The sequence below is a fragment of the Streptomyces sp. NPDC093252 genome, assembly GCF_040683675.1.
Classification (GTDB): domain Bacteria; phylum Actinomycetota; class Actinomycetes; order Streptomycetales; family Streptomycetaceae; genus Streptomyces.
This window is the reverse complement of record NZ_JBFBEM010000001.1, coordinates 610,226-636,199: the sequence shown is the minus strand read 5'-3', so window position 1 is coordinate 636,199 and position 25,974 is coordinate 610,226. Positions and strand designations below refer to the sequence as shown.

The 25,974-nt window shown below is 74.5% G+C and carries 21 protein-coding genes; 7 read left to right on the top strand and 14 right to left on the bottom strand.

Annotated elements, in window-relative coordinates; genetic code table 11:
• Positions 1-139: 139 nt before the first annotated feature.
• Together AB0O01_RS02570 and AB0O01_RS02565 are read right to left on the bottom strand one after the other, a co-directional pair.
• Positions 140-913, bottom strand: a complete 774-nt coding sequence (locus AB0O01_RS02570; RefSeq protein ID WP_365310205.1) for a sigma-70 family RNA polymerase sigma factor — start codon at positions 911-913, stop codon at positions 140-142.
• Between the two features lie 69 nt (positions 914-982).
• Complete coding sequence (locus AB0O01_RS02565; protein WP_365310203.1) at positions 983-1,633, bottom strand: M15 family metallopeptidase; 651 nt, start codon at positions 1,631-1,633, stop codon at positions 983-985.
• A gap of 453 nt (positions 1,634-2,086) precedes the next feature.
• Here AB0O01_RS02565 and AB0O01_RS02560 point away from each other — a divergent pair, with 453 nt between their 5' ends.
• Entirely contained in the window at positions 2,087-5,329 is a 3,243-nt protein-coding gene (locus AB0O01_RS02560; protein ID WP_365310201.1) for a BTAD domain-containing putative transcriptional regulator, read from the top strand.
• Between the two features lie 160 nt (positions 5,330-5,489).
• The gene (locus AB0O01_RS02555; protein ID WP_365310199.1) at positions 5,490-6,011 is read left to right on the top strand and encodes a hypothetical protein; all 522 of its coding nucleotides are present in this window, start codon (positions 5,490-5,492) and stop codon (positions 6,009-6,011) included.
• A gap of 70 nt (positions 6,012-6,081) precedes the next feature.
• Here AB0O01_RS02555 and AB0O01_RS02550 read toward each other — a convergent pair whose 3' ends face one another.
• From AB0O01_RS02550 to AB0O01_RS02525, 6 genes are all read right to left on the bottom strand, one after another.
• Positions 6,082-7,599, bottom strand: coding sequence for a helix-turn-helix domain-containing protein (locus AB0O01_RS02550; protein ID WP_365310197.1), 1,518 nt, complete (start codon positions 7,597-7,599; stop codon positions 6,082-6,084).
• Positions 7,596-8,702 (bottom strand): DUF917 domain-containing protein, encoded by a 1,107-nt coding sequence (locus tag AB0O01_RS02545; protein WP_365310195.1) that lies wholly within the window; start codon positions 8,700-8,702, stop codon positions 7,596-7,598. The genes AB0O01_RS02550 and AB0O01_RS02545 overlap by 4 nt, the downstream gene beginning before the upstream one ends.
• 194 nt (positions 8,703-8,896) lie before the next feature.
• A complete protein-coding gene (locus AB0O01_RS02540; RefSeq protein ID WP_365310193.1) occupies positions 8,897-9,961 on the bottom strand; it encodes a DUF917 domain-containing protein in 1,065 nt (354 codons plus the stop codon).
• The gene (locus AB0O01_RS02535; protein ID WP_365310191.1) at positions 9,954-11,549 is read right to left on the bottom strand and encodes a hydantoinase/oxoprolinase family protein; all 1,596 of its coding nucleotides are present in this window, start codon (positions 11,547-11,549) and stop codon (positions 9,954-9,956) included. The genes AB0O01_RS02540 and AB0O01_RS02535 overlap by 8 nt, the downstream gene beginning before the upstream one ends.
• A gap of 220 nt (positions 11,550-11,769) precedes the next feature.
• Positions 11,770-13,758 (bottom strand): hypothetical protein, encoded by a 1,989-nt coding sequence (locus AB0O01_RS02530; protein ID WP_365310189.1) that lies wholly within the window; start codon positions 13,756-13,758, stop codon positions 11,770-11,772.
• 70 nt (positions 13,759-13,828) lie between these two features.
• On the bottom strand, positions 13,829-14,683 hold the full coding sequence (locus tag AB0O01_RS02525) for a class I SAM-dependent methyltransferase (protein ID WP_365310187.1): 855 nt from the start codon (positions 14,681-14,683) through the stop codon (positions 13,829-13,831).
• Between the two features lie 268 nt (positions 14,684-14,951).
• On the opposite strand from AB0O01_RS02525, the gene AB0O01_RS02520 reads away from it, so the two are divergent.
• Entirely contained in the window at positions 14,952-15,257 is a 306-nt protein-coding gene (locus AB0O01_RS02520; protein ID WP_365310185.1) for a hypothetical protein, read from the top strand.
• Between the two features lie 325 nt (positions 15,258-15,582).
• Positions 15,583-16,797 carry a cytochrome P450 gene (locus tag AB0O01_RS02515; protein ID WP_365310183.1) on the top strand — a complete coding sequence of 405 codons (1,215 nt, stop codon included), beginning with the start codon at positions 15,583-15,585 and terminating at the stop codon, positions 16,795-16,797.
• Positions 16,798-16,897: 100 nt separating this feature from the next.
• Here AB0O01_RS02515 and AB0O01_RS02510 read toward each other — a convergent pair whose 3' ends face one another.
• Positions 16,898-17,530: a DUF6506 family protein gene (locus tag AB0O01_RS02510; RefSeq protein WP_365310181.1), complete on the bottom strand. Its 633-nt coding sequence runs from the start codon at positions 17,528-17,530 to the stop codon at positions 16,898-16,900.
• Between the two features lie 95 nt (positions 17,531-17,625).
• Between AB0O01_RS02510 and AB0O01_RS02505 the strand changes: the two genes are divergently transcribed.
• Complete coding sequence (locus AB0O01_RS02505) at positions 17,626-17,952, top strand: hypothetical protein (protein ID WP_365310179.1); 327 nt, start codon at positions 17,626-17,628, stop codon at positions 17,950-17,952.
• Between the two features lie 23 nt (positions 17,953-17,975).
• On the opposite strand, the gene AB0O01_RS02500 is transcribed toward AB0O01_RS02505, so the two are convergent.
• The 4 genes from AB0O01_RS02500 to AB0O01_RS02485 all read right to left on the bottom strand — a co-directional run bounded on the left by AB0O01_RS02500 (position 17,976) and on the right by AB0O01_RS02485 (position 20,633).
• A complete protein-coding gene (locus tag AB0O01_RS02500) occupies positions 17,976-18,623 on the bottom strand; it encodes a hypothetical protein (protein WP_365310177.1) in 648 nt (215 codons plus the stop codon).
• Positions 18,620-19,267, bottom strand: a complete 648-nt coding sequence (locus tag AB0O01_RS02495; protein ID WP_365310175.1) for a hypothetical protein — start codon at positions 19,265-19,267, stop codon at positions 18,620-18,622. The genes AB0O01_RS02500 and AB0O01_RS02495 overlap by 4 nt, the downstream gene beginning before the upstream one ends.
• Complete coding sequence (locus tag AB0O01_RS02490) at positions 19,267-19,968, bottom strand: hypothetical protein (RefSeq protein WP_365310173.1); 702 nt, start codon at positions 19,966-19,968, stop codon at positions 19,267-19,269. The genes AB0O01_RS02495 and AB0O01_RS02490 overlap by 1 nt, the downstream gene beginning before the upstream one ends.
• 137 nt (positions 19,969-20,105) lie before the next feature.
• Positions 20,106-20,633 (bottom strand): hypothetical protein, encoded by a 528-nt coding sequence (locus AB0O01_RS02485; protein ID WP_365310171.1) that lies wholly within the window; start codon positions 20,631-20,633, stop codon positions 20,106-20,108.
• A gap of 387 nt (positions 20,634-21,020) precedes the next feature.
• Here AB0O01_RS02485 and AB0O01_RS02480 point away from each other — a divergent pair, with 387 nt between their 5' ends.
• Together AB0O01_RS02480 and htpG are read left to right on the top strand one after the other, a co-directional pair.
• Entirely contained in the window at positions 21,021-21,518 is a 498-nt protein-coding gene (locus AB0O01_RS02480; protein WP_365310481.1) for a hypothetical protein, read from the top strand.
• Positions 21,519-21,682: 164 nt separating this feature from the next.
• Positions 21,683-23,611, top strand: a complete 1,929-nt coding sequence (htpG, locus tag AB0O01_RS02475; protein ID WP_365310169.1) for a molecular chaperone HtpG — start codon at positions 21,683-21,685, stop codon at positions 23,609-23,611.
• 88 nt (positions 23,612-23,699) lie between these two features.
• Here the strand turns inward: htpG and AB0O01_RS02470 are convergent, their stop codons facing one another.
• On the bottom strand, positions 23,700-25,862 hold the full coding sequence (locus tag AB0O01_RS02470) for a hypothetical protein (RefSeq protein WP_365310167.1): 2,163 nt from the start codon (positions 25,860-25,862) through the stop codon (positions 23,700-23,702).
• Between the last annotated feature and the right edge of the window lie 112 nt (positions 25,863-25,974).

Sequence of the window (25,974 nt, the reverse complement as noted above, 5' to 3'; positions counted from 1 at the left end):
TCGGGTTCCCCCTGAAGTGGTTCGAGTGCCGAAGGGTTGACGCGGCGGGGCACGGCGGAGTGCGCCGGCCGAAAGGGCGCGCCGGCCGGAAGAGCGCGCCGGTTCACCGGGAACGGGTGGTCGGTCGGTCCGGTCCGGTTCACCGGGAACGGGTGGTCGGTCCGGTCCGGGTGTCCGGCGCGGGCCGCCCGGCCTGTCCAGCCCGCCCGGCCCGTCCGGTCCGCGCCGTCGGGCCGGGCTCCGCGCCCTGCGCAGGGGAGACGGCCGGGGCGGCCGGTTCGTATGCGTGGAGGGTGGCCCGGATCTTGGCGAGTCCGCGCATCCGGTTGCGCTGCACCGTGCCCCGGTGGGCGCCGAGCCGCAGCGCCGCCGCGTCGTGCGTGAGGCCCTCGATGTCGACCAGGATCACGGCCGCCGCCTCCTTCGCCGACAGCCCCCGCAGCAGCGCGGTCGCCACGGCCTCGGCCTCCCGCCGGGCGAACCCGCCGTCCCAGCCGCGCTCGGGCAGCCGGTCCGTGCAGCGCTCCTGGCGCGAGGGGTGCCGCCACAGATCACGCAGCAGATTCAGCGCCGCCGCACAGGTGTACGCGTACGGCTGCTGCTGCCGTACCAGGGTGCGGGAGCGGGCCCGGCGCGACAGCCGCAGATAGGTCTCCTGCACCAGGTCGTCGGCGTCGTGCGGATTCCCTGTCAGCGCCAGCAGCCGGCGCCGCAGCCGGGGCATCACCGCGGTGAACGCCTCGTCGAACTCGGCTGCGGTCATCGGGTCGGTCAGTTCGGCGGCGGCGCCCGCCCCGGCGGTGCGGGGTGCCGGTCCGCCGGGTGGGCGCGCGGCGGCCGGTCCGGTCAGATCGGCCGGGTCGGTGGTCGGTGACGGCATGGTCATGGCCGTCGCGACGCAGGTGTTCTCCATGGTGTTTCCCCCGGTTGTCGTGCCTGTACTTGTCTGGTCCGGCCGTGGTGCCGTGCCAGTGGCCGACCGCTAGTGGTCGGTGGGTCCGTAACGGGCGGCGGGTGCCGCGGTGAGCAGCGCCCAGTAGCGGTCCCCGTACGACCAGTGCCACCACTCGGTCGGATAGTTGACGAACCCGGCGGCCGTCATCGCCCGGCCGAGCACCGCCCGGTTGGCGCGGGCCCCGGCGTCCAGGCCCGGCGCCCCGGTGCGGCAGCGTCCCCCGCTCTCCTCGGGCGTGGCGTTCACCTCGGTGCCGAGCGGGAGTTCGGTGCCGTCGGCGGCGCACAGCGTCAGATCCACCGCGCCGCCGCTGACGTGCGGGGCGACCTCCGGCGGCGATATGTAGGCGCTGGCCAGCTCGCGGATCCGGGCGGGCCCGGCCTGCGGGTGCGCGGCGCGCAGGGTCGCGGAGTACTCCTCGAAGTAGCGGCGTTGCAGCGCGGGCGGCCGGAAGCCCTCCACCAGCAGCAGATGGACGCCGGAGGGCAGCGCGCCCTGGGCGAGCAGCAGCCGGCGCAGCACATCGGCCCGGACCCGGGCGTAGGAGCCGTCGCCGTCCGCCTTCCGCGCGTCGACCCGCAGCGCCGCGGTCGCCCGTACGTCGACCAGGGGTTCACCGGTGTCGGCGACCGCGGTCGCGGCCACCCGGGGATCCGAGAGCAGGATGATGTCCGTCACGCTCACAGCGTGCCGGGGCGCTCTGCAAGAACGATGCAGAAGCTCTGTAGGGCCCTTCCAAGACTCCGCGCTTCCGTGCAGAGGCGATTCCGCGGGGGCGATTCCGCGTGGGGGCGATTCCGCGCGGAGGGGAATCCGTGCGGAGGGGAATCCTCGCGGGGGCGCCTCCTCGCGGGGACGCTTTCTGGCCGCGCACGGACTTTCCGGCCGATTGCGCGACTCGCTCATACGGAGTGCCGTTCCCGATCGTCCCGTCAACGTCCGGACCGTGGAAATCGGACAGTCTCCTTTTCGAATGAGGAGGAATTAGCACCGGACACCCAGCGCTTTTCGGCCACTTCGTGTCCCGGCCGCGCCGCCACCCGAAAACCGGCGGCGCGGTGTTCGGCATGCCCGTGCACACCGGCCGGTATGTTGTCCCCGACGTGCGGGAACGTGAAGTCGGGGGACACGGTGGACGTTCGCCTGCTGGGGCCGGTCGAGGTGTGGAGCGGCGGCCGGAGAATTCCGCTGGGCGGTGCGAAACCGACCGCCATATTCGCCGCACTCGTCGTCCATCTGGGAGAACTGCTCTCCGCCGGACGGCTGGTGGATCTCGTCTGGGAGGAAGAGCCGCCCGCCACCGCCCGCGCCCTCGTCGCCTCCCACATCTCCGGACTGCGCCGCGCCCTGGCCGGCTGGGAGGGTGCCGACGCCGTCCGCACCCGCTCCCCGGGCTATGTCGCCGAGTTCCCGCCCGCCGCCGTGGACGCCCGCCGCTTCGCCGCCGCCTGCGCCGCCGGACGGGACGCGGCCCGCGCCGGACGCTCCGAGGAAGCCGTCGACACCCTGCACACCGCCCTGCGTCTGTGGCACGGCCGGGACGCCCTGGAGGGGCTGGGCCAGGGCTTCGCCCGGGTGGAGGCGCTGCGGCTGACCGAACTCCGCCTGGAAGCGGAGGAGTTCCGCTTCGCCGCCGAACTCGACCTGGACCGCCGCTCCGACCTGGTCGCCGAACTCGTCGCCCATGTCGCCGCGCACCCGCTGCGCGAACGCCCGCGCGGCCAGTTGATGACCGCCCTGTTCCGCACCGGCCGCGCCGCCGACGCCCTGCGCTGCTACGAGGAGGGCCGCCGCCTGCTCCGCAGCGAACTCGGCGTCGACCCCGGCCCCGAACTGCGCGCCCTGCACCACGCCGTGCTCCGCGCCGACACCGCCGTGCTCGGTACGGCCGCCGCACCCCGCCCCACCCGTACCGCCGACCGCGTCCCCGCCCAGGCCGGTCCGTCCGAGGACCCCGCCCGGCCCTCCGGCGGCCCCGCCGCCCGCCCCGCCGTCCCCTCCCAGCTCCCGCCCGACGTGGCCGACTTCATAGGGCGCGGCGAACAGATCGCCTGGGCCACCACCCTCCTCGAACAGGTCCGCGACCCGCGCCGCACCGCCCCGCCGGTCGGCGTGATCTCCGGCCGCTCCGGCACCGGCAAGACCGCCCTCGCCGTCCACGTCGGCCACCGCGCCGCCGACCTCTTCCCCGACGGACAGCTCTTCGTCGACCTGCGCGCCGCCGACTCCGAACCGGTACGGACGGCCGACGCCCTGGCCCGGCTGCTGCGCGCCCTCGGCATCGACCCCGACACCCCGGCCCGCGACGAGGAGGACCTCCTCGGCCTCTACCGCACGCACATCGCCCGCCGCCGCGTCCTGCTCATCCTCGACAACGCCGTCAGCGAGGCCCGGCTGCGCCCGCTGCTGCCACCCGGCGGCGGCTCGGCCGTCCTGGTCACCGGCCGCCGCCGGCTGATGGCCCTGGAGGGCGCCGCCCATCTCGACCTGGGGGTCCCCTCCGAGGCCGAGGCGCTGGATCTGCTCGCCCGGGTCGCGGGCCCCACCCGTCCCACCCTGGAACGGGACCGGGCCGCCGAGATCGTCACCCTCTGCGGCCGGCTGCCGCTCGCGGTCCGTATCGCCGGTGCCCGGCTCGCCGCCCGCCCGCACTGGACCCCGGCCCGGCTCGCCGCCCGGCTCGGCGACGAGCGCCGCCGCCTCGACGAACTCCGGGCGGGCGACCTGGAGGTCCGCGCGAGCCTCGGCCTCGGCTACGCCGACCTCGACGCCCAGGAACAGCGCGCCCTGCGCCGGCTGGCCCTGATGGACCTGCCCGACTTCGCGGCCTGGATCGCCGGACCGCTCCTCGGCATCGGCGAACACGCGGCGGAGGACGCCGTGGAACGGCTGGTGGACTGCCACTTCGTGGAGGTCGTCCGCACCGACGGGACCGGCCGCACCCGCTACCGCATCCACGACCTGGCCCGCGAACACGCCCGCGAGCGCTGCCTCGCCGACGAGGACCCCCAGGAACGCGAGGCGGCCGTACGCCGCCTGGTCGACCGCTGGCTCACCATGGCCCGCGACGCGGCGGCCAGGGGCCCCGGAGGCGCGTCCCACCTGCTGCCGACGGGCACGGAAGGGACGGAGGGGACGGAGGGGGCGGCGAACCGGGCGGAGGGGACGGCGGGCGCGACGGACGCGGAGGCGACTGCCCGCACACCTGGCACACCGGGCCCGCCCGCCCGGGAGCCCCTCGGAGCAGCACCCCCCGCCGACACCTCCGCGGAAACCGACACCCCCACCGACCCCGATACCCTCACCCCCACCGACCCCGCCGCCTGGTTCGCCGCCGAACACCACTGCCTCCTCGCCGCCGTCCTGCACTGCGCCGAGCACGGCATGTCCGGTGCCGCCCGGGAGCTGGCCGCCGCCCTGATGGCCGCCTCCGCCGCCCTCTACAACACCTTCGAAGCCTGGTCCCGCTCCCACCACGCCGCCCTGGACGCGGCCCGGCGCGGCGGGGACGTCGAGGGTGAGGCATGGCTCCTGCACGGACTCGGGCAACTCCGCCTGGAGCAGGACCGGTTCGACGAGGCGCACACCTTCTTCGCCACCGCCCTGACCCGCTTCGAGGAGCGTGCCGTGCGCCGCGGCCGGGCCCAGGCGCTGGCCGGGATGGGCACCGCCCGCCGCGAACAGGCCCGCTTCACCGAGGCCCTGACCCTGCTCACCGCCGCCCTGGCCCACTACGACGAGCCGGGGGACCGGGCGGCGCAGGCCCACGCCCTCTACGGCATCGGCTGCGTCCACCGCGACCAGGGCCGCTTCACCGAGGCATGGGACGCGCTCGCCGACGCCCACCGCCGCTTCGCCGCCGCCCGCGACCGGCACGGTGAGGCCCTGGCGCTGCGCGGACTGGGCCTGGTGCACCGGGCCCGCGGCGACCTCCCCCGGGCGGAGGCCCTGCTGAGCGACTCCCTCGCCCTGTTCGACGCCCTCGGCGACGCCTTCGGGGTGATGTACGCCAGCCAGTCCCTCGCCAAGGCGGAGTTCCGGCAGGGCCGCACGGACCGGGCCCGCGAGCGCCTGGACCGCTGCCTGGAGATCACTCGGGAACGCCAGGACGTGTTCGGCGAGGCCCTGGTGCTGCGCACGCTCGGCGAATGGCGGCTCGCCACCGCCGACCCGCGCGGCGCGACCGGCACCCTGCGCGAGGCGCTCGCCCTCTGGGACCAACTGGCCCTGCCCCTGTGGCGGGCCCGCACCCTGCGCGACCTCGCCCGCGCCGCCCTGGCCCTGGGCGACCCCGCGCGGTCCGCCGCACTGGAGGCCGAGGCCCACCGCGTCTTCACCGACCTCGACAGCCGCGAGGCCCGCGAACCCCTGTAGCCCCCGTAACCCCTGCAACTCCAGGAACCCGGCGCCCCGTCACCGCCGACCCGCGACCACCGGTCATACGAACCGCCCCCACCCCCCGTCGCCCGGATGACCGGCGCGGCACCCGCCGCCCGGAACCACCGCCCACCGCCGGGAGAGGACCCCCCCCACCATGACCCCCACGACCACGACCCGCCCCATGACCGCCACGGCAACCACCCCCACCATGACCGCCCCGACACCCACCCCCACCACACCCCGCCCGCGCCGCACCACCCGCGCCACCCGCGCCGCTCGCCCCGCGCGGCTCCTGGCCGGACTGCTCACCGCCACCGCGTCGCTCCTCCTCGGCCTCGCCCAGCCCGCCGCCGCGCACCCGCCGAGCGGCTCCGTCCACATCTGGGCCAACGATGTCCGCGTCCGCTCCTGCCAGAGCACCTCCTGCGACCTCGCCACCACCGAACGCCTCACCCGGGTCACGGTCAAGGCGTACTGCCAGATCAACGCCGGAGAGTCCGGCCGGGTGACCGACGGCCCCTACACCAACACCTACTGGGTCCAGATCATCACCCCCGGCCGGTCCCTGGGCTGGATCTCGGCGGTGTACGTCAGCGGCGGCTCCAACAACGGCCCCGTGCCCGGCGCCCCGCAGGACGGCCCGTCCGACCCGACGATCGACTGCGAGTACATCTGACCCGGCCGGTGGGCGCGTTCCCCGGTCACGGCCCGGAGCCGGCATCCTGGAGTGCGAGGGCGCGCCACGGTCAGTCGAGCGCCCGGCACGCCAGTTGGAGCGCGAGCCGCCGGCTCGGGTCGTCCAGGTCCACCCCGAGCAGTTCGCGCACCTGCCGGAGCCGGGCGCCGACCGTGTTGCGGTGGACGCCGAGGGTCTGCGCGGCGGAGGTCACCGAACCGCCGCTCTCCAGGAACACCCTCAGGGTGGCCAGCAGAGCGGTGTGCTCGGGGCCCCGCAGCGGGGCCAGCGCCGATTCGGCGAAGGCGCGGGTGACCTCGGACTCCTGCCAGGTGGCCAGCAGCCGGGCGACGCCGAGTTCGTCGGCGTGCTCGACGGCCGGACGGAACCCGTGGCTGCGGGCCAGCCCCGCCGCGTCCCGGGCCTCGGCGAGGGTCCGCGCGAGCCCGCCCGGCCCCGGGTGCGGACGGCCGATCCCGGCGACCGCCCCCCAGTCGCGGGGCAGCGCCGCCACCGCCGTACGCACCGCCCTCAGCAGGTCGCGGGCGGCGGTGCCCGGGGGTTCGCGGTCGTCGCTGGTCCAGGCGGCCCAGCCGTCGCCGCGGTCCACCACGGCGACCGTCCGCACCCCCTGGGCGTCGAGGGCGGCGCCCAGCCGGGACACGACGTCGTCGCGGCCCCCGGCACCGCGCGGATGGGCGGCCAGGAGATGGACGCCGACATGCCAGTCCGCGAGCCGCCAGCCCAGCGACAGCGCCGACTCGACCACCGACCGGCTCACCGAGTCCCGCCCGGCCAGCACCTCCGCCAGCACCCGCGCCCGGAACGCGGCGTCCCGGTCGGCCCGCGCCCGCCGCCCGGCCAGCCACGCCCGCACGAACGGCTCCGTCATCGCGAGCCCCACCGCCACCGTCTCCCGGCGCTCCTCCCCGGCCGGACCCGGCAGCGCCCCGGCCAGCCAGGCCGCGGCCCGGGTGCCGTCCAGGTCCTGCACCGGATGCACCAGCAGCCGCGCCGAGCCCTGCGCCACCGGCAGGTCCAGCCGCAGCTCCGGCGGCAGCGCCACCGGCTCCCCGCTGATCGGGGTGCCGTCCGGGCCCAGCAGGGACAGCGGCACCGCCAGCACCCGCCCGGCGGCGCCGAGGACCTCCAGCCCGGACCGGCGCGCCCCGAGCTGCCGCAGCAACTCCAGTACGGTCCGCGCCCGGACCGACTCGTACGCCCGCACCCGGACCGTCAGGGCGGGCAGCAGCCGGGGCGGATCGGCGTTCTCGACGCGCACGACGGGGATGCCGAGCCGGTCCGCGAGCCGCAGGCTCGACAGCAGCGGCCGGGTCCGGTCCGCCGTGATCAGCAGCGCCGCCGCCCCGGCCTGCTGCGCCCGCCGCACCAGCGCGTCCAGCCGGTACGGCGGCGACACCCGGTCCTCCTCGCACACCACCAGATGCCCGGCCACCCCCTCCAGTTGCCCCGCGTACCAGGTCACATCGGTCACCGGCCGCGACAGCCCCGCCCGCCCCGCCAGCACCACCGCGCCCGCGAGCACCGGCTCCGCCAGCAGCTCCGCCACGCTCGCCCGGCCGCTCACCCCGCCTCCTCCTCCCGGTCCGTGACCAGCCCGTACGCCGCCGGTCCCACCAGGCCGTCCGCCGCCCGCGGCCACCGGACCAGCGGCGGCAGCCGCAGCAGGGCCACCTGCCGACCCGGCCTCAACTGGTCGCAGCGGACCGGGCTCCGTCCGGCCGGGTCGAGCGCGACGACGACCTCCGGGGTCGCCGCCACCGTACGGCCGTCCACGGCCACCGTCAGATACTCGTCCAGCAGATCCACCCGCAGCACGGCCCCCGACACCTGATCCAGCAGGGTCGCGCTGCCCGGGACGGTCCCGTCGCGGGGCACCATCTCGTCCACGCGCCCCTGCCCCAGCAGCCGGGCGCCCAGTCGCGCGCACAGGGCGTCCACGGGCGCGTCCCGCGCCGCCAGGAACCCGGCCCCGAGCGCGGCGCAGCGGCCGACCGAGCCCGGGATGCCGTACGCCATGAGGTCGGCGGCGGTGACGGCGTACAGGGCGATGGCGGCGGCTCCGCCGAGGGCCCCCGCGTTCGCCCGGACGAGGCGCTCGGCCCGGCGGGCGGTGCAGCGGCGGACGACGACGGTGTCCCCGCCGGGGCCCACCACCGCGATCGGCTCCGCCGGGCGGCCGTGCAGCGCCGGCCTGGTCTGGAACAGTCGCGGGAAGGCACGGCCCATCAGATCGCCGTCGACGACCGGCAGTCCGAGGTGCGCGGCGGTCAGCGGCGGGGTCAGCGCGTTCAGCCCGCCGATCTCGATCACCCCGACCGCCCCGGCCGTCCTCCCGACCGTCTCCTCCACCGCCCGCAGGGCCCGGCCGAAGTCCTCGGCGGCGAAGAGCCGTTCCTCCAGGACGTCCGGCGCGCCGAACAGCCCGACGTGCACGACCAGGGTGTCCGGGGGCAGCCCGTCCGCGCGGACGACGGGAACACCGCCGCCCTTCGCCGCCAGTGCCTGGCGCAGCAGCCGCGCCCCGGCGGACACGTCCCCGCCCCCGCCGGAGCCCAGCAGGGCCGCCCCGGCGGCCAGTGCGGGCACCGCGTCGGCCGTCAGCCGCCACGGCCCGCCCGGGTCCTCCGTCGTTCGGGCCGGGTCACGGCCGCCGTCCGTCCTGGTCACGCTCCGATCATGCAGGAGAGAGGCCATGACGGCACACAGGGGGACGGTCATACCGGGACCCGGGCCGGACCCCACACCGGACACGGGCGGTGGGGCTGGGTGTCACACCGGACACGGGAACTCGGGTCCGGTCCCACACCGGACACGGGAACTCGGGTCCGGTCCCACACGGGACACGGCACCCGGGCCCGGTCTCACACCGGCACATACGGGTGGTCGTAGCCGAAGTACGCCGGTCCGGCCAGGGCGAGGCCCTCCGGGGTGCGCCACCGTTCGTCGCAGGGGGCCGCGAGGACGCTCACCCGCATCCCGTACCGCAGGCCCTCGGTGGTGACCGGGGTGCCGCTGTCGGTGTCGAGGACACAGATCAGGTCCGGGACGCTGACCACGACCTCGCCGTCCCGCCGCGCGACCAGGTTCTCGTTCTGGAACGACACCCCCAGCCCGTGCCCCAGATCGGCGCCGAGCCCGTCGAGCAGCGCCTCACCCCGCGCGAACCCGCCCTCGGTGCGCCGCTGGACGTCGGTGACCTTGCCGGTGAACACCAGCCGCCCGCCCAGCACGCCCGCCGCCGCCTCCACCGGATCGGTGTGCGCGTCGGCTGCCTCGCGGATCGCCTGCCCGAGCCGCTCGCACAGGGTCATGGTGCCCCGCACCAGATGCTCCTTGACCTGACGGCCGGTCAGCACATACAGGCTGACGCCCGCGCTGCACCCCATCTCCACCGTCGCCGTCCGCGCCAGCCGCTCCGCCCAGCCGTTGTCGACGGCCCGCACGCCGAGGGTGTTGCCGCGCTCGTCGGCGAGGGCCATGGGGGAGGCGAGGATCCCGCCGAGGGTGGGCAGCAGCATCTGGAGTTCGGGGAAGGCCCGGCCCATGCCGTCGGCGTCGATCAGGGGCAGTCCCAGTTCGGCGGCGGCGGTGATCGGGATCATCGAGTTGAGGCCGCCCGCCTCGATGGAGACGGTGTGGGTGGCGGGCCGGCCGATGAGTTCCTCCACCGCGCGCAGGGCGGCCGTCATCTCCGCCCCGGACGGCAGCTTCTCCACCAGCACGGTCGGCGCGCCCATGAACGCCGTCGGCACCACCACCGCGTCGTCCGGGACCTCGTCCACGTCGACCAGGGTCACCGGCCCGTGCCGACGCACCGCCTCCTGCGCCAGCAGCCGCCCCACGTACGGGTCGCCCCCGCCGCCGGTACCGAGGACGGCGGCGCCCCGGGCCATGTCCGGCAGTTGCCGGTCCGTGATCTCACGCATCACCGTCTCCGTTCGCGTTGCCGTTGCCGTTCCGTCCCTCGGTACCGTCCAGGCCCAGGTCGCCGACCGCCTTGACCCGGATGCGGGTCGCGTTGCCTGGGAGATAGGCGAGGGGGACCTCCTCGACGTCCACGATCTCCACCGAGCCGGGCCGCGCCCCGGCCGCGACCGCCCGGTCCACGGCCTCCTGCCGGGCCTCGTCCAGCGCCGCCTGCCGCTGCCGTCCCGCCACCGAGAACACCCGGTCCACCTCACCGCCGACCTGGGCGATGGCCGCGCCGATGGCATTGGCCACGGCGAAGTGCTCGGGCCGTACGACGCCGGAGGCGCCCGGCAGATCGTCCGGCACCAGGATGCTGCCGCCGCCCACCGCGACCACCGGCACCGGCTCGGCCGACACCCGCATCCGGTCCACGATCTCCGCCATCCGCCCGCCGATCCGCGCGAGGGAGTCCGCGACCATCGCCGGGTCCAAGCCCTTGACCAGGGACGCGTCCCCGATGTCGGCGAGGCCCGCGGCGACCGCGAGATCGGTGGCGGTGAGCCGGTCGCCGCCGAAGACCAGCGCCCGCTCGGTGAGCCGGTGGCCGACGCTCGCCGGGCCGACCGTACGGCCGTCGGCGGAGACCTCGCTGCCCCCGCCGATCGCGACGGACAGCACGTCCGGCATCCGGAAGTTGGTCTGCACGCCCGCGACACTCACATCGGCGGACGCCTCGCGCGGAAAGCCCTGCTGGAGGACGCCCACATCGGTGGTGGTGCCGCCGACGTCGACCACCGCGCAGGACAGCGACCCGGAGAGGAACGCCGCGCCGCGCATCGAGTTGGTGGGACCGGACGCGAAGGTGACCACCGGATAGCGGCGGGCGTACTCGATGTCCATCAGGGTGCCGTCGTTCTGGCTCAGGAACACCGGCGCGGTGATCCCGGCCGCCGCGACGGTCCGGGTGAGCCCGCCGGTCACGGTGTCGGCGAGATCGCACAGCGCCGCGTTGATCACGGTCGCGTTCTCCCGGCCCAGCAGCCCCATCCGGCCGATCTCGTGGGACAGGCTCACCGGGGCGCCGGGCAGTTGCTCGGCGATGATCCCGGCGGCCCGCAGCTCGAACTCGGCGTTCACCGGGGAGAACACCGACGACAGCGCGAACGAACGCGCCCCGGCGTCCACGGCCCGCTCCAGCACCGCCCGGAACTCGGCCTCGTCGAACGGCTCGATCTCGCTGCCGTCGTACTCGTGCCCGCCGTGGCACAGATGGCTGTGCCCGCCGATCGCGGTGCGCAGCCGCTCCGGCCAGTCCACCAGTGGCGGCAGCGCGCGGGTCGCGGGCAGCCCGAAGCGGATCGCGGCGGTGGGGGCGAGGCGGTCGCCCTCCACCAGCGCGTTGATGAAATGGGTCGTCCCGATCATCACGGCGGCGACCTCGGCGGGGTCGAACCCGCTGTCGCGCCGCAGTCCGGCGAGGGCCTCGACGATGCCCCCGGTCACCTCGGCCGTGGTGGCGGTCTTGACGGCACCGGCCACCCGGCCGTCGCGGATCACCACGGCGTCGGTATGGGTGCCACCGACGTCGATCCCGATTCTGAGCATGGGCACGTCCTTTCGCCTGCTGCTGTCGCCCGCTGGTGTCGCCCGTCGCCCGTCGCTGACGCGTGCGCCGACCGGTCTCCCGGAGGGCGTGGCGGGTGGAGACCGACGGTAGGCGCGGCTGCGACCCGGGTCACTGGTCATCCCGACCTGTGGGGGCGCCTCCACTGGGCAGCATGCACAGCCGGGACGCCGCTCCGGCGCCCCGACACACCCGCACGGCTCAGGAGCCGCCCGGTCCGGCGACCGGCGCCAGCTCCTCCCCGGTGCTCAGCCGGGCCCGCACCCGCACCCCGGGGCCCTCCTCCCCGCGCTCGGCCAGGGTCGGGCCCTCGCGGGTGGCGGCGACGCCCCCGGTCACCTCGATACCGGTGACCTCCCGGCTGCCCGCCGCCAGCAGATAGGACGTACCGGACCCGGGGGCCCGCCAGGTGGTGGCGGCCACCAGATGCTGCCCGAACCGCCCGCAGGCCGCCGTGGACCGCGCCCGGCCCACCACCCGCGCCGGATCGGTGCTCCCCGCCCCCGCCGGGGCCTTGAACTCCACCGCCACCTCACCCGGACCGCGCCAGGTCGAGGCCCGCCGGCACGACCACACCGCGCGCCCCGCGTCCTCGGGCAGCTCCTGCTCGGCGAAGTCCCACACATTCACCGCGCGCACCCCCCGGCCGCGCAGCTCCGGCAGCCAGCACGCGCTGCGCGCCCAGCTCGCCAGCGCCCCCGCGCTCAGCGCCTCCCGGGGCTGCCGGGCCGGATCCCCGGACGACGGCGGCGGGGTGTACCCGAGATGGACCGGGCTCGGATCGCCGAGGTCGGCGACCAGGAACGCGTGCTTCTCGACGATCAGTTCGGAGGAACGTAACCACAGCACGGGCACGCTCCCGCAGTCACCCGCGCCGGACGCCACCGGCACGGGCGCGGTCAGCCCGCCCTCCGCCGCCAGCGGCCGGGTCGCCGCGCCGGGCCGCAGCAGATCACGCATCCCGGACTCCGCGATCCACGGCGCCAGCAGATAGCGCGCCCCCTCCGGCCGCCGGGTCACCGCGACGGCCGCCGAGGTCGTCACATCGGCGTCGTCCGCGCGCGCGAAGTCGAGCGTCGTCGCCGCGCCCCGCTCGGCGTAGCGGACCAGACGCTGGCTGTCGTGGAACAGCACCACCGTCTCCCCGTCGACCTCGCCCGCGTACAGCAACTGCGGCACCGGACCGGGGGCGGTGGTGGGGGTGCCGGGCGCGGTGGTGACCCGGACCTCGCGCGCGGGGTCCGTCCAGACCGCCAGGGCCCGTGCCAGCAGCTCCTGGTCGGCGGCGCGTTCACCCCGGACGGGCCAGGCCGTGAAGTCGACCCGCGCGGTGTCCGACCAGACGCCGGAGGCCACCCGCACCAGCTCGTCGGCCGTCACGGCACCGGTCGGCGGCACCGGCGTGACCCGCCCGGGACCGCCTCCGCCCTCGACCGCCACCAGCGTCCCCGCCGCGGCCACCACCAGGGCCGCGCCCAGCCCCGCGAGCCGCAGCCGACGCCGCCGGCGCAGCAGATCGGTCGGCCGCAACTGCACCGTGCACGCGTCGAACTCCCGCGACCGCAGCAGCGCCCGCGCCCCCTCACCGGCCGCCGCCTCCACCGCGTAGGAGGCCCGCACCGCGTCCCGCGGGGCATCGGCGCCCGCCTGCCGCAGCAGCGCCGCCGCGTCCGGATCGGCCAGCCCCTCCAGTTGCCGCAGCACGAACGCCGCCCGCTCGGGCGCCGACGCCCGCGCCATGGCCTGCGCGAGGGCCACCTCCTCCGCCGAACCGGCCCGGGGGAACAGCCTGAGCCCCCACACCACCGGCAGTTGGGTCCGCAGCGCGGCGGGCGGCGGCACGGGCCGGGGCCAGAGCCGGGGCCGCCTGCCGTACGCCAGCGCCGTCCGCAGCACCCGCACCCGCAGCCAGGTCGCGGGCCGGTCACCGGGCGCGGACCCGCGCGGGGCGGGCACCGGCACCGGACCGCCCCCGGTACGGCCGGGCAGCGCGCGCTGCACCAGCCCGTGCGCCACCAGGACCCGGCGATGCCGGGTGAGGGACGGGGGAAGGGTCAGATAGGCGAGGACGACGAGCCGGGTGTACTGCTCGACCAGCGCCGCCTCGGCCTCGTCGAGCCCGATACGGGCGCGCTCACCGCCGCCGGGGTCGTCGGAGGGGTGCTCGGTGCTGCTGCGGGAGGTGGACATCTCGGTACTGCCCCCAAGGGCTGAAGGTGAGGGTCACGTCCCTACGGCAAACGAGTGAATCATGGGATGGTCACTGCACCGCCCGGACCGTCCGCGACACCGCCAGCTCGACCAGGTACCGCTTGGTGACCCGCCCTCCGTACCGCCCGTCGATCAGCCGTGCCACGCACTCCAGCAGCCCGCGCCGGGCGTCCTCGGGCAGCGCCCGGTGCCCCGAGTAGGTGCGCAGCAGCTCCACATACCGCTCGGTGGTGTAGGTGATCTCCGGCTCGTACCGGCGGACGGCGACCGGCCCGAACCGCCCGCCGCGGGCCACCTCCGCCGCGTGCTCCGCCATGTCGTACGCCTCGGCCCCGGCGGGCCGCAGCCCCGGCGGCGTGGCCGGATCGAAACGCTCGTAACAGCGCTGCACCTCGACGAAGAACTCCTCGGTCCCACCCCGCACATGCTGCGTCCGTACGACGGCCAGCGCGCCGCCCGCCCGCAGCGCGTCGGCCGCCCTGGTGACCCGGACCGCCGGGTCGAGCCAGTGGAAGGAGGTGGCCGCGAGCACGACGTCGAACGGCTCGTCCGGCAGCGCCCAGGTCTCGAAGTCCGCCGTCACCACCTCGGCGCCCGCCACCCCGGCCAGCTTCCGCCGCGCCACGGCCGCCATCCGCGCGCCCGGCTCGACGGCCACGACCCGGCAGCCCCGCCGGACCAGCGGCACGGTCGCCTGCCCGGTGCCGCAGCCCACCTCCAGCACCCTGCTGCCGGGCCCGGCGCCCGCCATCCCGGCGAGATCGTCGAACAGCGCGTCGGGATACCCGGGCCGCGCCCGGTCGTACAACTCGGCGTCCTCATCGAAGATCCGCCCGAGCCGCGCCCTCCGGGACTCGTCGGGGCGGTCGTCACGGGGGGCGGGGGAGGGGTGGTCGGCGGTCATGGCGGCAGGGTACGGCGGCCGACCCGGACCGGCGCTTGACCTTCACGCGGCGTCAGGGCCTGTAGTGGGCGTGCGGATCCCCGCATCCCGCATCCCGCATCCGCCATCCGGATCCCCGCATCCGGCAACCCGCGTCCCGCGTCCCGCACCCCCGACTTCCCATCCCCGATCCACGATCCCCGATCTCCTATCCCCCGTCCCCGATCCCCGGGATGTGGGAAGCCGCCCCGCTGTCTCCCCGGACACCCGCCGAAGCGAGGACCCCACGATGACGACCGCTCCGCACCCCCCGGCAGGAAGCCCCCACCCCGTCCGCACGGCGCCCGGGGCCGCCGACCGCGAGCGGACGGCCCTACTGGACCGGCTGACGGCCGAGGACTTCGTCATCAGCGTCGCGGGCATGCCGTTCCGGACGTACGGGCGGGCGGCATGGCTGCGGAACGTGGCCGTGATCCGTGCGGCCTTCCCCGACTGCGCGACGACCACCGACACGGGCGCCGAGCCGGTCGACGGGGTCGCGGACGGGCCCGGGAAGGAGCAGGAGGGGCAGCAGCCGCCCGCGGCGGACCTCTGACGCCCCGCCGGTCGGCCGGCCCGAGGACGGCGAGAACCGCCTGGCGGCCTCCGTACGGTCGCCCGCCGCGTCCGCCGCGCGCGCCGCGCCCGGACACCGGGCGGGCACGCGGCAGCGGTCCGCACAGCGGGCGGACCGGCCGCCCGACGTCACGCGCCGCCCGGGCAGCCGGTGGCCATACCCCACTTCCGGCCCGGCAAGGGCCCCTGCGGTGGTGAAACGGCGGGGGGAGCGCGGGCGGCTGCTCCCGCGCGCCGGTACCCGCCGGGAGGCACCGCCCGGACACTTGAGGACAACTGTGCCCGTCCGTGGCCCGAGGAGCCTCATGCCGTCCCAAGACCCGCCGGTGCTCACCTGCCCCTTCGACTTCAGCGAGGCGCTGGACTACGACCCCGCCCTCGCCGACCTGGCGAACAGCGGCCCGGTCAGCCGTATCCGGCTGCCGTACGGAGAGGCCGGGGCCTGGCTGGTGACCAGCTTCGCCGGGGTGCGCCAGGTGACCTGCGACCCGAGGTTCAGCCGGGCGGCGATCGTGGGGCGGGACTATCCGCGGATGACGCCGGAGCCGATCGTCTCCCCGGAGTCGGTCAATGTCGCCGACCCGCCGCACGCGACCCGGCTGCGGCAGACGGCGGCCGTCGCCTTCACCCGGGACAGGGTGGCCGCCATGCGCCCCGCGGTGGAACGGGTGGTGGGCGATCTGCTCACCGCGATGGAGGCCGCCGGACCGCCCGTGGACCTGGTGGCCCGGCTGGCGGTGCCCCTGCCGCATCTGACGATCTGCGAACTGCTGGACGTGCCCGCGGCCGACCGCGACCCACTGCGCGACCTGACCCTGAGGCTCCTGTCCACCGGCCCCGACTCCCGCGCACACGCCGCGGGCGCCAAGGCGGAGCTGCGGTCCTACTTCGCCGCGCTGGTCCCGGAGCGGCGCCGCGCCCCCGGCGCGGATCTGCTGAGCGTGATGGCCACCGCCGCCCCACCGGAGGGCCAGGAGCCCCTGAGCGACGACGAGTTGGCGGTGCTGGCCGTCACCCTGATCCTCAGCGGCAACGACACGGCCACCTGCCAGATCGCCGACATCGCCTACCTCCTGCTCACCCGCCCCGCCGAGCACGCCGCCCTCACCCGCGACCCGGCCCGCATCCCGGCGGCGCTGGAGGAACTCCTGCGCTATATCCCGTTCCGCAAGGGTGTCGGCATCCCCCGGATCGCCCTGGAGGACACCGATGTCGAAGGCACCCTGATCCGCGCCGGGGACTACGTCCATGTCTCCTATCTGGCCGCCAACCGCGACCCGGCCGTCTTCCCCGACCCCCACGACCTCGACCTGGACCGGCCGGGCCGCCCCCACATGACATTCGGCTGGGGCGGCCACCACTGCGTGGCCGCCCCCCTGGCCCGTGCCGAACTCGACATCGCCCTCACGGGCCTGCTCACCCGTTTCCCCACCCTCCGCCTCGCCACCACCCCCGCCGACATCGCCTGGGACACCACCACCATCCGCCGCTGGCCACTGAGCCTGCCGGTGGCTTGGTGAGGGCGGGTGCAGGGCGGGTGCAGGGCTGGCGTAGGGCTGATGGGGGCTGGCTTACGGCTGGTGAGGGGCTGGGGTAGGGCTGGTGAGGGCGTCCCGCTTCCTACGCGGCGACCGCCACCCCCACCGGCACCCGCTCCCCCACCGCGCCGATCACCGCCGCCACCGCCTCCGCGTCCCACTCGCCGTACACCTCGATGAGCTGCACCGAGTCCGCGAACTCCGCGGCGACCGCGGCACCGGCCGCCGGGTCCGGTACCGCGACATAGGTCGAGGTGCTGGTGCCCAGGACCCGGACGAAGCGGTCCTCGGCCGGATCGGCGCCCGGCTGGACGTACAGGAACAGGCCCGCCAGCGGCTCGCCCGCGAAGGCGGCGCGCTTGAAGCGGGCCACGTCGAGGAGGGACTCGAAGCCGTACATCACCGTCCGCACCCGCGCCCGGCCCCGCACCGCCGCCTCCACCGCGGCCGTCCACACATACCCCGTCGCCCCGCACAGCTCGACCGAGGTCGCCCCCCGGTCCACGTACTCGGCCGCGAGCGCCGCGGCGGCTGCGGGGTCGGGGGCGGTGAGGATGTGGGTGGCGGATCCCTCGGGTCCCGTACGGACCGGGGCCGGGCCGGAAGCACCCGGCCCCCCGGATCCGCTGGACTCCCCGGACCCGCCCGGCTCCCCGGATCCCTCGGACTCCCCGGATCCCTCGCCCCGGAAGATGATGGCTCTGTCCCCGCTCATGGCCGTGCCTCCTGAAACCGGTCTCGCTGTCGGTCGAGCCCCATCATGCGTGACCCCGGCCCGCCCGGACCACCCGCCGGACTATCGTCTCCGTCATGGATCCACTCGTACTGAACTACGAAAACCTGCATCTCCGGGTCGACCGGGGGATCTTCGAACTCTTCGACCTGTCCACGCCCTCGACCACCTTCCGGGTACCGCTGCCCTGGCTCGGGGTGCTGATCGACTACAAGAAGCCCGACAGACCGGGCAAGCCGTACTTCGGTGCCGTGAGCGACTCCGGGGCCGCGCTGTACGGCACGGACAAGTTCGCCTTCCGGTACAGCACCTCACCCGTGGAGCGCGTGCCGCCCGGCCACGAGCCCCTGTTCCGCACGTACTTCACCCAGGTCGCGGCACTCGTCGACCGCCGCGTGCGCTGACCGGGGAGAGGCGGCGGCGGTCATCACGGGCCTTGTGCCGGGGCGCGGACCGGGTACGCGGTGAGGGCCAGGTCCCGGAACGCACTCGCGGACAGGGTGAGTCCGAAGCGCCGCTCCAGAAAGTCCACGCTCTGCCGCCACGCCGTGCCGTACCGGCCGTCCGGGGGCGGGATCCGGGTGCCGCCGTCCGGCGTCAGCAGACCCGCCGCGACGAGGTCGGGCACCGGCAGATCCCGCAGCGCGCGCCGGGTTCCGTAGCGGCGATGCTCCGCCGTCAGCCCGTACCCGTACAGGACGGTGCCGTCGCGCGCGTGGCTGAAGTCGGCGGGCTCGGTCGCGGGGTCCGCCCCGGGCGGCTCGTACCGTACGGCCTCACCGCCGTCCCGGGACGCCTCCGCCAGCCGGGCCCGGCCCCGGATGCCGCCGTACTCCACGGCGAACGCCCAGCCGTCGCGCTCGCCGACCCGGATCAGCCCGTCCCGGGACCCGCCCGGCCGGTACCACTCACCCAGCAGCAGCTCCACCTCCTCCTCCACGACCCCCTCCCGTGCCGTGGAGAGGTCCGCGCCGAGGCGGGCGGCCAGGTCGGTGGGGGAGAGGGCGCGGGCGAACAGGACGGGGGACCGCCAGTCGTCGGGGTCCTCCGGGGCGGTGCCGTCTGTGCCGTTCATGAGGGGTGGGGCGGGGTGGCGGTGGCGCGGCCGGTGCGGCGAAACAGCGGCTCGCCCCGGTGCAGTCGCGCGGCGACCCGCGCGTACTCCGGGCGGCCCGGGAGCGGTTCCGCGCACTCCTCCTCGTCCTCCTCGTCCCCGTACACCTCGGGGACGAGGAGATCGCGGGCGGCGTGGAGCTGCTCCCGGGTCGGCTCGTGGGCGTCGATCTCCACGCCCAGCGCGCCCCGGCGGTAGTCGGCGAACTTGTCGTCCAGGACCAGCGCCCGCGCATGGACGGCACCGGCGACCTCGAAGGTGAAGTCGTTGTAGTAGCCGAAGACCAGACCCTCCGCGCGCAGATCACCGCCCACGTACAGCGCCCCCCACGACAGCAGGTCCCGCACCACGAGGTCGCCGAGGACGACGAGCATGCCGAGCCCGGAGACATGGTCGTCCAGGAAGCCGTCAACCGTCAGATCGCCCTCCACGACCAGCGCGATGTCCAGATCGGTGTCACCGGGCAGCCGCAGATCACCGGGGTGGTGGCGCCAGCTGTGGTCGTGCCGGAGGAAACCGGCGATCTGGCCGCCGGTACGGTCCGCCACGCGCGCGGGGTCGGACAGCGGGCCGAACCCGGCCTGCCGGGTGGACAGGGCCAGCATCAGGCACCGCCGGTCGCGGGGCCGTCCGACGCCTCCGGGTGGAGCCGGGCGTGGAGCCGGCTGAACTCGAAGGGGTACTCCACACACGACTCCCCGGCGAAGACCTGCGCCGCGTGCCGGCGCATGCGGGGTCCGTGGACGGGGTGGTCGAGGAGGCTGCTGTAGGTCCTGCGCTTGCCGAGGTCGGCGAGACCGGCGGTGTCGGCCACATAGATGTCGAAGCCCGGGTACATCAGCCCCAGATAGGGCATGTCGTCCAGGTCGAGGGCCAGGATCGGGTACTCGCCCTCGTCGTCGGGTTCGGTGACCGCGAGGATCCGGCGGGAGTCGGACCCGCCCGGCAGCAGAAAGCACTCGGGCAGATGCCCGGCCAGCCAGGCGAACAGCTCCCCCGACCAGTCGTCCATCTCGTCGCCGATCAACTGGTCGACCGGCCGCGGCGCGAGAGCGCCGTCCTCGGTGAACCAGCCGTGCCGCGCCAGCAGACTCGTGTCGTACGCCAGCCAGGCCCGCAGGCTCGGGGACAGCGGGCGGCCGGAGGGGAACACGGTCCGCGCCAGTTGCTCGGCGGGCATCGGCCGCGGGGTGCCGCCCTCCACCCAGGGCACCTTCAGATACGACAGGACGCTCGCCCCGGGATCGTGGCGTACCTTCTCCGCGACATGCTCTATGACCCGCTCGGTCAGCGGCACTCCGTGCATGGACGCACCTTTCCTTGACTCACTGACTTGATTGACTGAATGGCTCGTTGACGCATCGGCCATCGGCTCATGGGCCATCGGCTCATCGGCCATCGGCTCATGGGGGTTTCGCGGTGGGGGAGGAGTGAAGGGGTGGTTCAGGGGAGGAAGGGGCCCACCCAGGCCGAGAAGCGGCGCCCGAACTCGGCCTGGGCCGACGCGACAACGGCGTCCGGGTCCCGCGCGGGCGGCAGTCCGAAGTTCCGGTCGAGCCAGGCCAGGTAGGTGTCGTGGCCGTCGCTGTGCGGGTCGTCCTCGTCGCGGTAGAAGAAGCTGCTGTCCCAGTCGACGCGTATCTCGGCGTCGAAACCGATGAGCTGGAACAGCTCCCGCAGATGTCTGGCCACCACATGCTGCCCGCCCTCGTCGCCGAAGACCACGACGGGCAGTGTGGCCGGGTCGGGGCGGTCGTCCAGCCGCCACAGCGCGTAGAACGACCCTCCGGCGGTGGCCTGCGCGAAGGGCACCAACCGGCCCGTGAACTCCGGGTCGTCCGACCAGCCCGCCACCAGCCCGGAGACGTCCCCGTACTCGGTGAGCCCGAAGCCGTCGCCGAAACTGCCGTGGCCCAGGGAGTCCTGGAGATCCTTGAGCAGATTGAGTTCCGCGACGGGCGAGTACGTCATGGGGGGCTCCGGAGATGGGGAGTGGCGGGCGGTGCCGGGGCGCGCGATGCGCCACGGGTCGTGTTGAGGCGAATGCTAGAGGCAGCCACTGACAAGGGGCGGGTGTGGTGCGCTGCCGTGGTGCCCGCCGGGGTGCGCGCCCCCTTCTACCACAGCACACCGCCCGTTTCTCCGGATGGAGTCAATCCCCCGGAACCGCCCTACCCCATGTCATCAGAGGTCTACTGTCGGTGAACGCGACCTGCGACACCCGCGCGAGCTGCGACCCGCGAGACCCGAGACACCCGAAACTTCCGCGACTTCCGCGACAGAAAGGGATGGATTCCCGTGCCCTCATCACCCTGCGACCCCGCGTACGCACCGGCCGGCGACGTGGGCGCGGCGCTCATGATGATCGACTCCCAGCTCAAGGCCGTCTACGACGGCAAGAGCGGCAGCGACCCCGAACAGCAGGCGCTGGTGGCCCAGGTCACGGCGTCGATGGGGGTCAGGGGAGCCGATGACGTCCTGGACGGTGTGTGCTCGATCATCTATGTCTTCATGAAGTGGCTGCGGATGGCGCACGAGGCCCAGGGCAAGGATGTCATCGAGTATGTGGTGCCCTCGATCGTCACCTCCATGACGATGATGCGCCGCAGTGTCAGCCCCGAGGCGATCCCCACCATGGCCGGACTGCTGATCGCGGCGGGCACCGGCCTGAGCCCGAGCCTGTGGCGCAGGCAGTACGGCGACTGGATGAAGACGGAGATGACTCCCCTGGAGGCCACGGCCGTTCTGCTGGCCGAGCACATCAACCACCTCACCGACGACCGCGACTTCGCCACCCGCCTGATCACCCAGGCCCTGACGGACGCGGACGGGAGCGGGGACGAGGACGAGGAGTAGGGGCGGGGGAGGAGTGGGGTAGGGGTAGGGGTACGAGGGGGAACGGGGCCGGGCGGGACGGAGATCCGGATCCGGGCCCCTCCCCGGCCCCGTCGATCTACAGTGACAGGACCAGTACTGTCGGTGCATGTCCTGTCAGTTGACCAGTGAGGTACTCGCGAACCATGGCGACCGAAACGTTTGAGTTCCAGGTGGAGGCACGTCAGCTCCTCCATCTGATGATCCACTCCATCTACTCGAACAAGGATGTCTTCCTGCGGGAGCTGGTCTCCAACGCCTCAGACGCCCTCGACAAGTTGCGGCTCGCCGTGCTGCGCGACGACAGCCTCGGCGCCGACATCTCCGACCTCCACATCGAACTCGACATCGACCGCGACGCCCGCACCCTCACCGTGCGGGACAACGGCATCGGGATGTCGTACGAGGAGGTCACCCGGCTCATCGGGACCATCGCCCACTCCGGCACCGCCGCGTTCCTCAAGGAGCTGCGGGAGGCGCAGGACGGGGCGGGCGCCGACGGGCTGATCGGGCAGTTCGGCGTGGGCTTCTACTCCTCGTTCATGGTGGCCGACGAGGTCACCCTGCTCACCCGCAGGGCCGGTGAGACCAAGGGCACCCGCTGGACCTCCCGGGGGGAGGGCACGTACACCCTGGAGGCCGTGGACGAGGCGCCGCAGGGCACCTCGGTGACCCTGCATGTCAAACCGGCCGATCCCGAGGACCAGTTGGGCGACTTCACCGAGCCCTGGAAGGTCCGGGAGACCATCAAGCGCTACTCGGACTTCATCACCTGGCCGATCCGGCTCGTCCCGCCCGCAGCCGAGAATTCCGGGGAGTCCGAGGAGTCCGGGGGGCCCGAGCGCCCCGAGCCGGAGACGCTCAACTCCATGAAGGCGCTGTGGGCCCGCCCGCGCGACGAGGTGTCGGACGACGAGTACCACGAGCTGTACAAGCACATCAGCCACGACTGGCGCGAGCCCCTGGAGACCGTCCGCCTCCAGGCCGAGGGCACCTTCGAGTACCAGGCGCTGCTCTACATCCCCTCCCACGCCCCGCACGACCTGTTCACCCAGGGCCACCAGCGCGGCGTCCAGCTCTATGTGAAGCGCGTCTTCATCATGGACGACTGCGAGGAACTGCTCCCGCCCTACCTCCGTTTCGTCAAGGGCGTGGTCGACGCCCAGGACCTCTCGCTGAACGTGTCCCGCGAGATCCTCCAGCAGGACCGCCACATCCTGATGATGCAGCGGCGCCTGACGAAGAAGATCCTCTCCACGGTGAAGGACCTGCGGACCTCCGCGCCCGACCGGTACGCCACCTTCTGGCGGGAGTTCGGCGCGGTCCTCAAGGAGGGCCTGATCACCGACTCCGGCAACCGCGAGGCCCTCCTCGCCGCGTCCTCCTTCGACACCACCCACGACCCCGAGGAGCCGACCTCGCTCGCGGCCTACGCGGAGCGCATGAAGGAGGGCCAGACCGACATCTACTACCTCACCGGCGACTCCCGCACCGCCCTGGAGAACAGCCCCCACATGGAGGCGTTCCGCGCCAAGGGCATCGAGGTGCTCCTGCTCACCGACCCGGTCGACGAGGTGTGGGTCGACGCGGTGGGCGAGTACGACGGCAAGGGGCTCCGCTCGGTCGCCAAGGGCGAGATCGACCTCGGCACGGACGAGGACGGCGAGGCGGCCGACGAGGGCAGGGAGCAGCGCGACGAGGAGTACGCGGCGCTGCTCGCCTGGATGACCGGGCGGCTCGCCGAGGAGGTTAAGGAGGTCCGCCTCTCCACCCGCCTCACCGTCTCCCCGGCCTGCGTGGTCTCCGAGTCGGACGGGATGACGCCCGCTCTGGAGAACCTGTACCGCTCCATGGGCCAGGACATCCCCACCGCCAAGCGCATCCTGGAGCTGAACCCCGGTCACCCGCTGGTGAAGTCCCTCAACGATGCCCACACCCAGCGCCCCGAGGACCCCGCCCTCCCGGAGACCGCGGAGCTGCTCCACACCCTCGCCGTCCTCGCGGAGGGCGGTCGCCCGGCCGAGCCCGCCCGCTTCGTGAAGCTGATCGCGGACCGCCTGGAACGCACCCTGTAGTACCCGGCCGTTCCGCAGCCGGCTTTCCCTCGGTCTTCGCCGCGGCGGGTGCCCCTGACCGGGGCTGCCCCTCCGGTTCCTCTCCCGGCTACTCCTCCGGTTCCTCCGCCGGCGGCACGATGTAGTCGTTCCAGGCCGGGGGCGGGAGGGTGAAGGTCGCCGCGCAGGTGTACACCTCACGGAAGAACGCGGGGTCGGTGAGCGCGTCGTAGTGCCCCCGTTCCTCGAAGCGCTGTTCCGGGAGGTGTCCCCGCGCGCGGCGGCCGATGCGGGCGGCCTCCTTGTCGCCGGGGGCGCCGAGTTCGCCGGACAGCCGGAAGTCGAAGGGCCGGGAGGTGCCGTTGAGCCGCAGATACAGGTCGAACTGGCAGTCGCCGTCGGTCTCCGTGTTCCGCAGGAACGCGGTGAAGTGCCAGCCGCCGTCGCCGCGGACGGTGAGCCTGGCCTCGGAGCAGTACAGCGGGAGGCGGGTGCCGACCGTGCTGTAGACCCAGATCTCCCGGCCCAGGGTGAAGACCCGTTCGTCGCCGGGCGGGATCTCGCCGTCCGGCAGCGGCACGGCGGCCGGGGGCAGCAGGAACCAGTCGTGCCAGTCGCCGTCCACGTACCAGGCCGCGGTCCGCCGCCCGGCCCGGTCGACGCCGAAGACCTCCATGTGCTGGTCGTCGCGGGACAGCGTCGACAGATGGGCCGGTCCCGCGAACGGCCGATCGGCGCGGACCCGGAACCAGTCGTGCCAGTTCTCCGAGTCCCAGTAGTTTCCCCAGGTCTGGCCGTCCCGGTCGACGACAAAGACCTCCAGATGGTCCTCGTGCCGGGAGAGCGCGGCGATCGGCGACCCGGCCTCGTGGACGCGGCCCCCGAGGGTGTACCACTCGTGCCAGTCGTGGCCGTCCCACCAGGTGCCCCGCACCGGACCGTCCGTGCCGATGCCCCAGATCTCCAGGTGGTCCTCGTGCCGGGAGTGCGCGGCCAGCGGTGACCCGGGCGGGAACGCGTACGTCCCGATGTGCTGCCACTCCCCCCACGTGCCGCCCCACGCGGCGGCCCGCAACCGGCGGTCGCCGTCGACGGTGCAGACCTCCATGTGGCCGTCGTTGCGGGACAGCGAGACGAGATGCCCGCCGGGCGGGAAGACCTGGCCGGGGATCTCGTACCAGCCCTTCCACTCGCCGTGCCACCAGTTGCCCCGGACCCGGCCGTCGCGGTCGATCCCCCACACCTCCATGTGGTCGTCGTCGCGCGCCACGGCCGTCAGCGGCGCCCCGGCCGGGAAGACGGGGCCCGGCAGCGCGAACCAGCCCTTCCACTCCCCGTTCCACCAGGTGGACCACACCTGGCCGTCGCCGTCGACGGCGAAGACGTCCATGATGTCGTCGTTGCGCGAGAGCGTGGCCACATGGGCGCCGGGCGGGAAGAGGTGCCCCGCCAGCAGGAAGCTGCCGTCCCACGCCCCCTGCCACCACCAGGACGTCCACATCCGCCCCTCGGTGTCGACGGCGAACAGCTCCATGTGCCCGCTCGTGCGGCACAGGGTCGCCGTCGGCGCGCCGGGCGGGAACGCGGCCTCCACGGTGAAGGGCGGCGGGATCGGGTACTCGAACGGCTGCCGGGTGGCCAGGACGGTACCGATCCGGTCCAGGTTCTCGCGGGCCCAGAGGAATCCCGAGCGGTTGCCCAGCGACTGATACAGCGTCACCGACTCCCGGGCGGGCACGATGGCCTCCTCCGGCGCCCCCGCCGCCAGCAACTGCGATGCCAGCACCACCAGGGCCCCGGCCAGCGCGGGACGGTCCTGCGCGGCCCGGTGGATACCGGCCTCTTCCGCCGTCTCCCGCGCGGCCTCCCGGTACCGGCCCGCCGTCTGGTACCGGCGCGCGAGGTTCTGAAGGGCCCAGGCGATCCCGCCCGCCCCGCCGAGCTGCCGGTACACCGCCGTGCCCTCCAGCGCGGCGCCGATCGCCTCCTCCAGCCGCCCGGCGGACTCCAGGTGCGACCCGAGCGTGACGAGCGCGTGCGCGAGCCCGGCGGGATTCCCCGCCGCCCGCTGGAGGGCGACGCGCTCGCCGGTCGCCTCGACGGCCTCGTCGAACCGCCCCGCCGCGACGCAGCGGCTGCCCAGGTTCTCCAGGGTCCAGGACAGCCCCTCGCGATTGCCGAGGGTCCGGTACAGTCCGGCCCCCTCCCGCGCCGCCCCGACCCCCTCGTCGGGCCGGCCGGCCTTCTGTAATTCGGCCGACAGTACGATCAACGCATGGGCCAGCTCCGGCTCGTCCCCCCTCTCCCGACAGACCCGAACCCGCTCCTGGGCTTCTTCCAGCGCACCACCGATACCTGCCACGCCCTCGACCCTTCCCCTCCGG

Coding starts and splice junctions, on each gene's coding strand:
- AB0O01_RS02570 (WP_365310205.1), bottom strand. CDS start 913: ATGGAGAACACCTGCGTCGCGACGGCCATGACCATGCCGTCACCGACC.
- AB0O01_RS02555 (WP_365310199.1), top strand. CDS start 5,490: ATGACCCCCACGACCACGACCCGCCCCATGACCGCCACGGCAACCACC.
- AB0O01_RS02540 (WP_365310193.1), bottom strand. CDS start 9,961: ATGCGTGAGATCACGGACCGGCAACTGCCGGACATGGCCCGGGGCGCC.
- AB0O01_RS02535 (WP_365310191.1), bottom strand. CDS start 11,549: ATGCTCAGAATCGGGATCGACGTCGGTGGCACCCATACCGACGCCGTG.
- AB0O01_RS02530 (WP_365310189.1), bottom strand. CDS start 13,758: ATGTCCACCTCCCGCAGCAGCACCGAGCACCCCTCCGACGACCCCGGC.
- AB0O01_RS02525 (WP_365310187.1), bottom strand. CDS start 14,683: ATGACCGCCGACCACCCCTCCCCCGCCCCCCGTGACGACCGCCCCGAC.
- AB0O01_RS02520 (WP_365310185.1), top strand. CDS start 14,952: ATGACGACCGCTCCGCACCCCCCGGCAGGAAGCCCCCACCCCGTCCGC.
- AB0O01_RS02515 (WP_365310183.1), top strand. CDS start 15,583: ATGCCGTCCCAAGACCCGCCGGTGCTCACCTGCCCCTTCGACTTCAGC.
- AB0O01_RS02510 (WP_365310181.1), bottom strand. CDS start 17,530: ATGAGCGGGGACAGAGCCATCATCTTCCGGGGCGAGGGATCCGGGGAG.
- AB0O01_RS02505 (WP_365310179.1), top strand. CDS start 17,626: ATGGATCCACTCGTACTGAACTACGAAAACCTGCATCTCCGGGTCGAC.
- AB0O01_RS02500 (WP_365310177.1), bottom strand. CDS start 18,623: ATGAACGGCACAGACGGCACCGCCCCGGAGGACCCCGACGACTGGCGG.
- AB0O01_RS02495 (WP_365310175.1), bottom strand. CDS start 19,267: ATGCTGGCCCTGTCCACCCGGCAGGCCGGGTTCGGCCCGCTGTCCGAC.
- AB0O01_RS02490 (WP_365310173.1), bottom strand. CDS start 19,968: ATGCACGGAGTGCCGCTGACCGAGCGGGTCATAGAGCATGTCGCGGAG.
- AB0O01_RS02485 (WP_365310171.1), bottom strand. CDS start 20,633: ATGACGTACTCGCCCGTCGCGGAACTCAATCTGCTCAAGGATCTCCAG.
- AB0O01_RS02480 (WP_365310481.1), top strand. CDS start 21,021: ATGATGATCGACTCCCAGCTCAAGGCCGTCTACGACGGCAAGAGCGGC.
- htpG (WP_365310169.1), top strand. CDS start 21,683: ATGGCGACCGAAACGTTTGAGTTCCAGGTGGAGGCACGTCAGCTCCTC.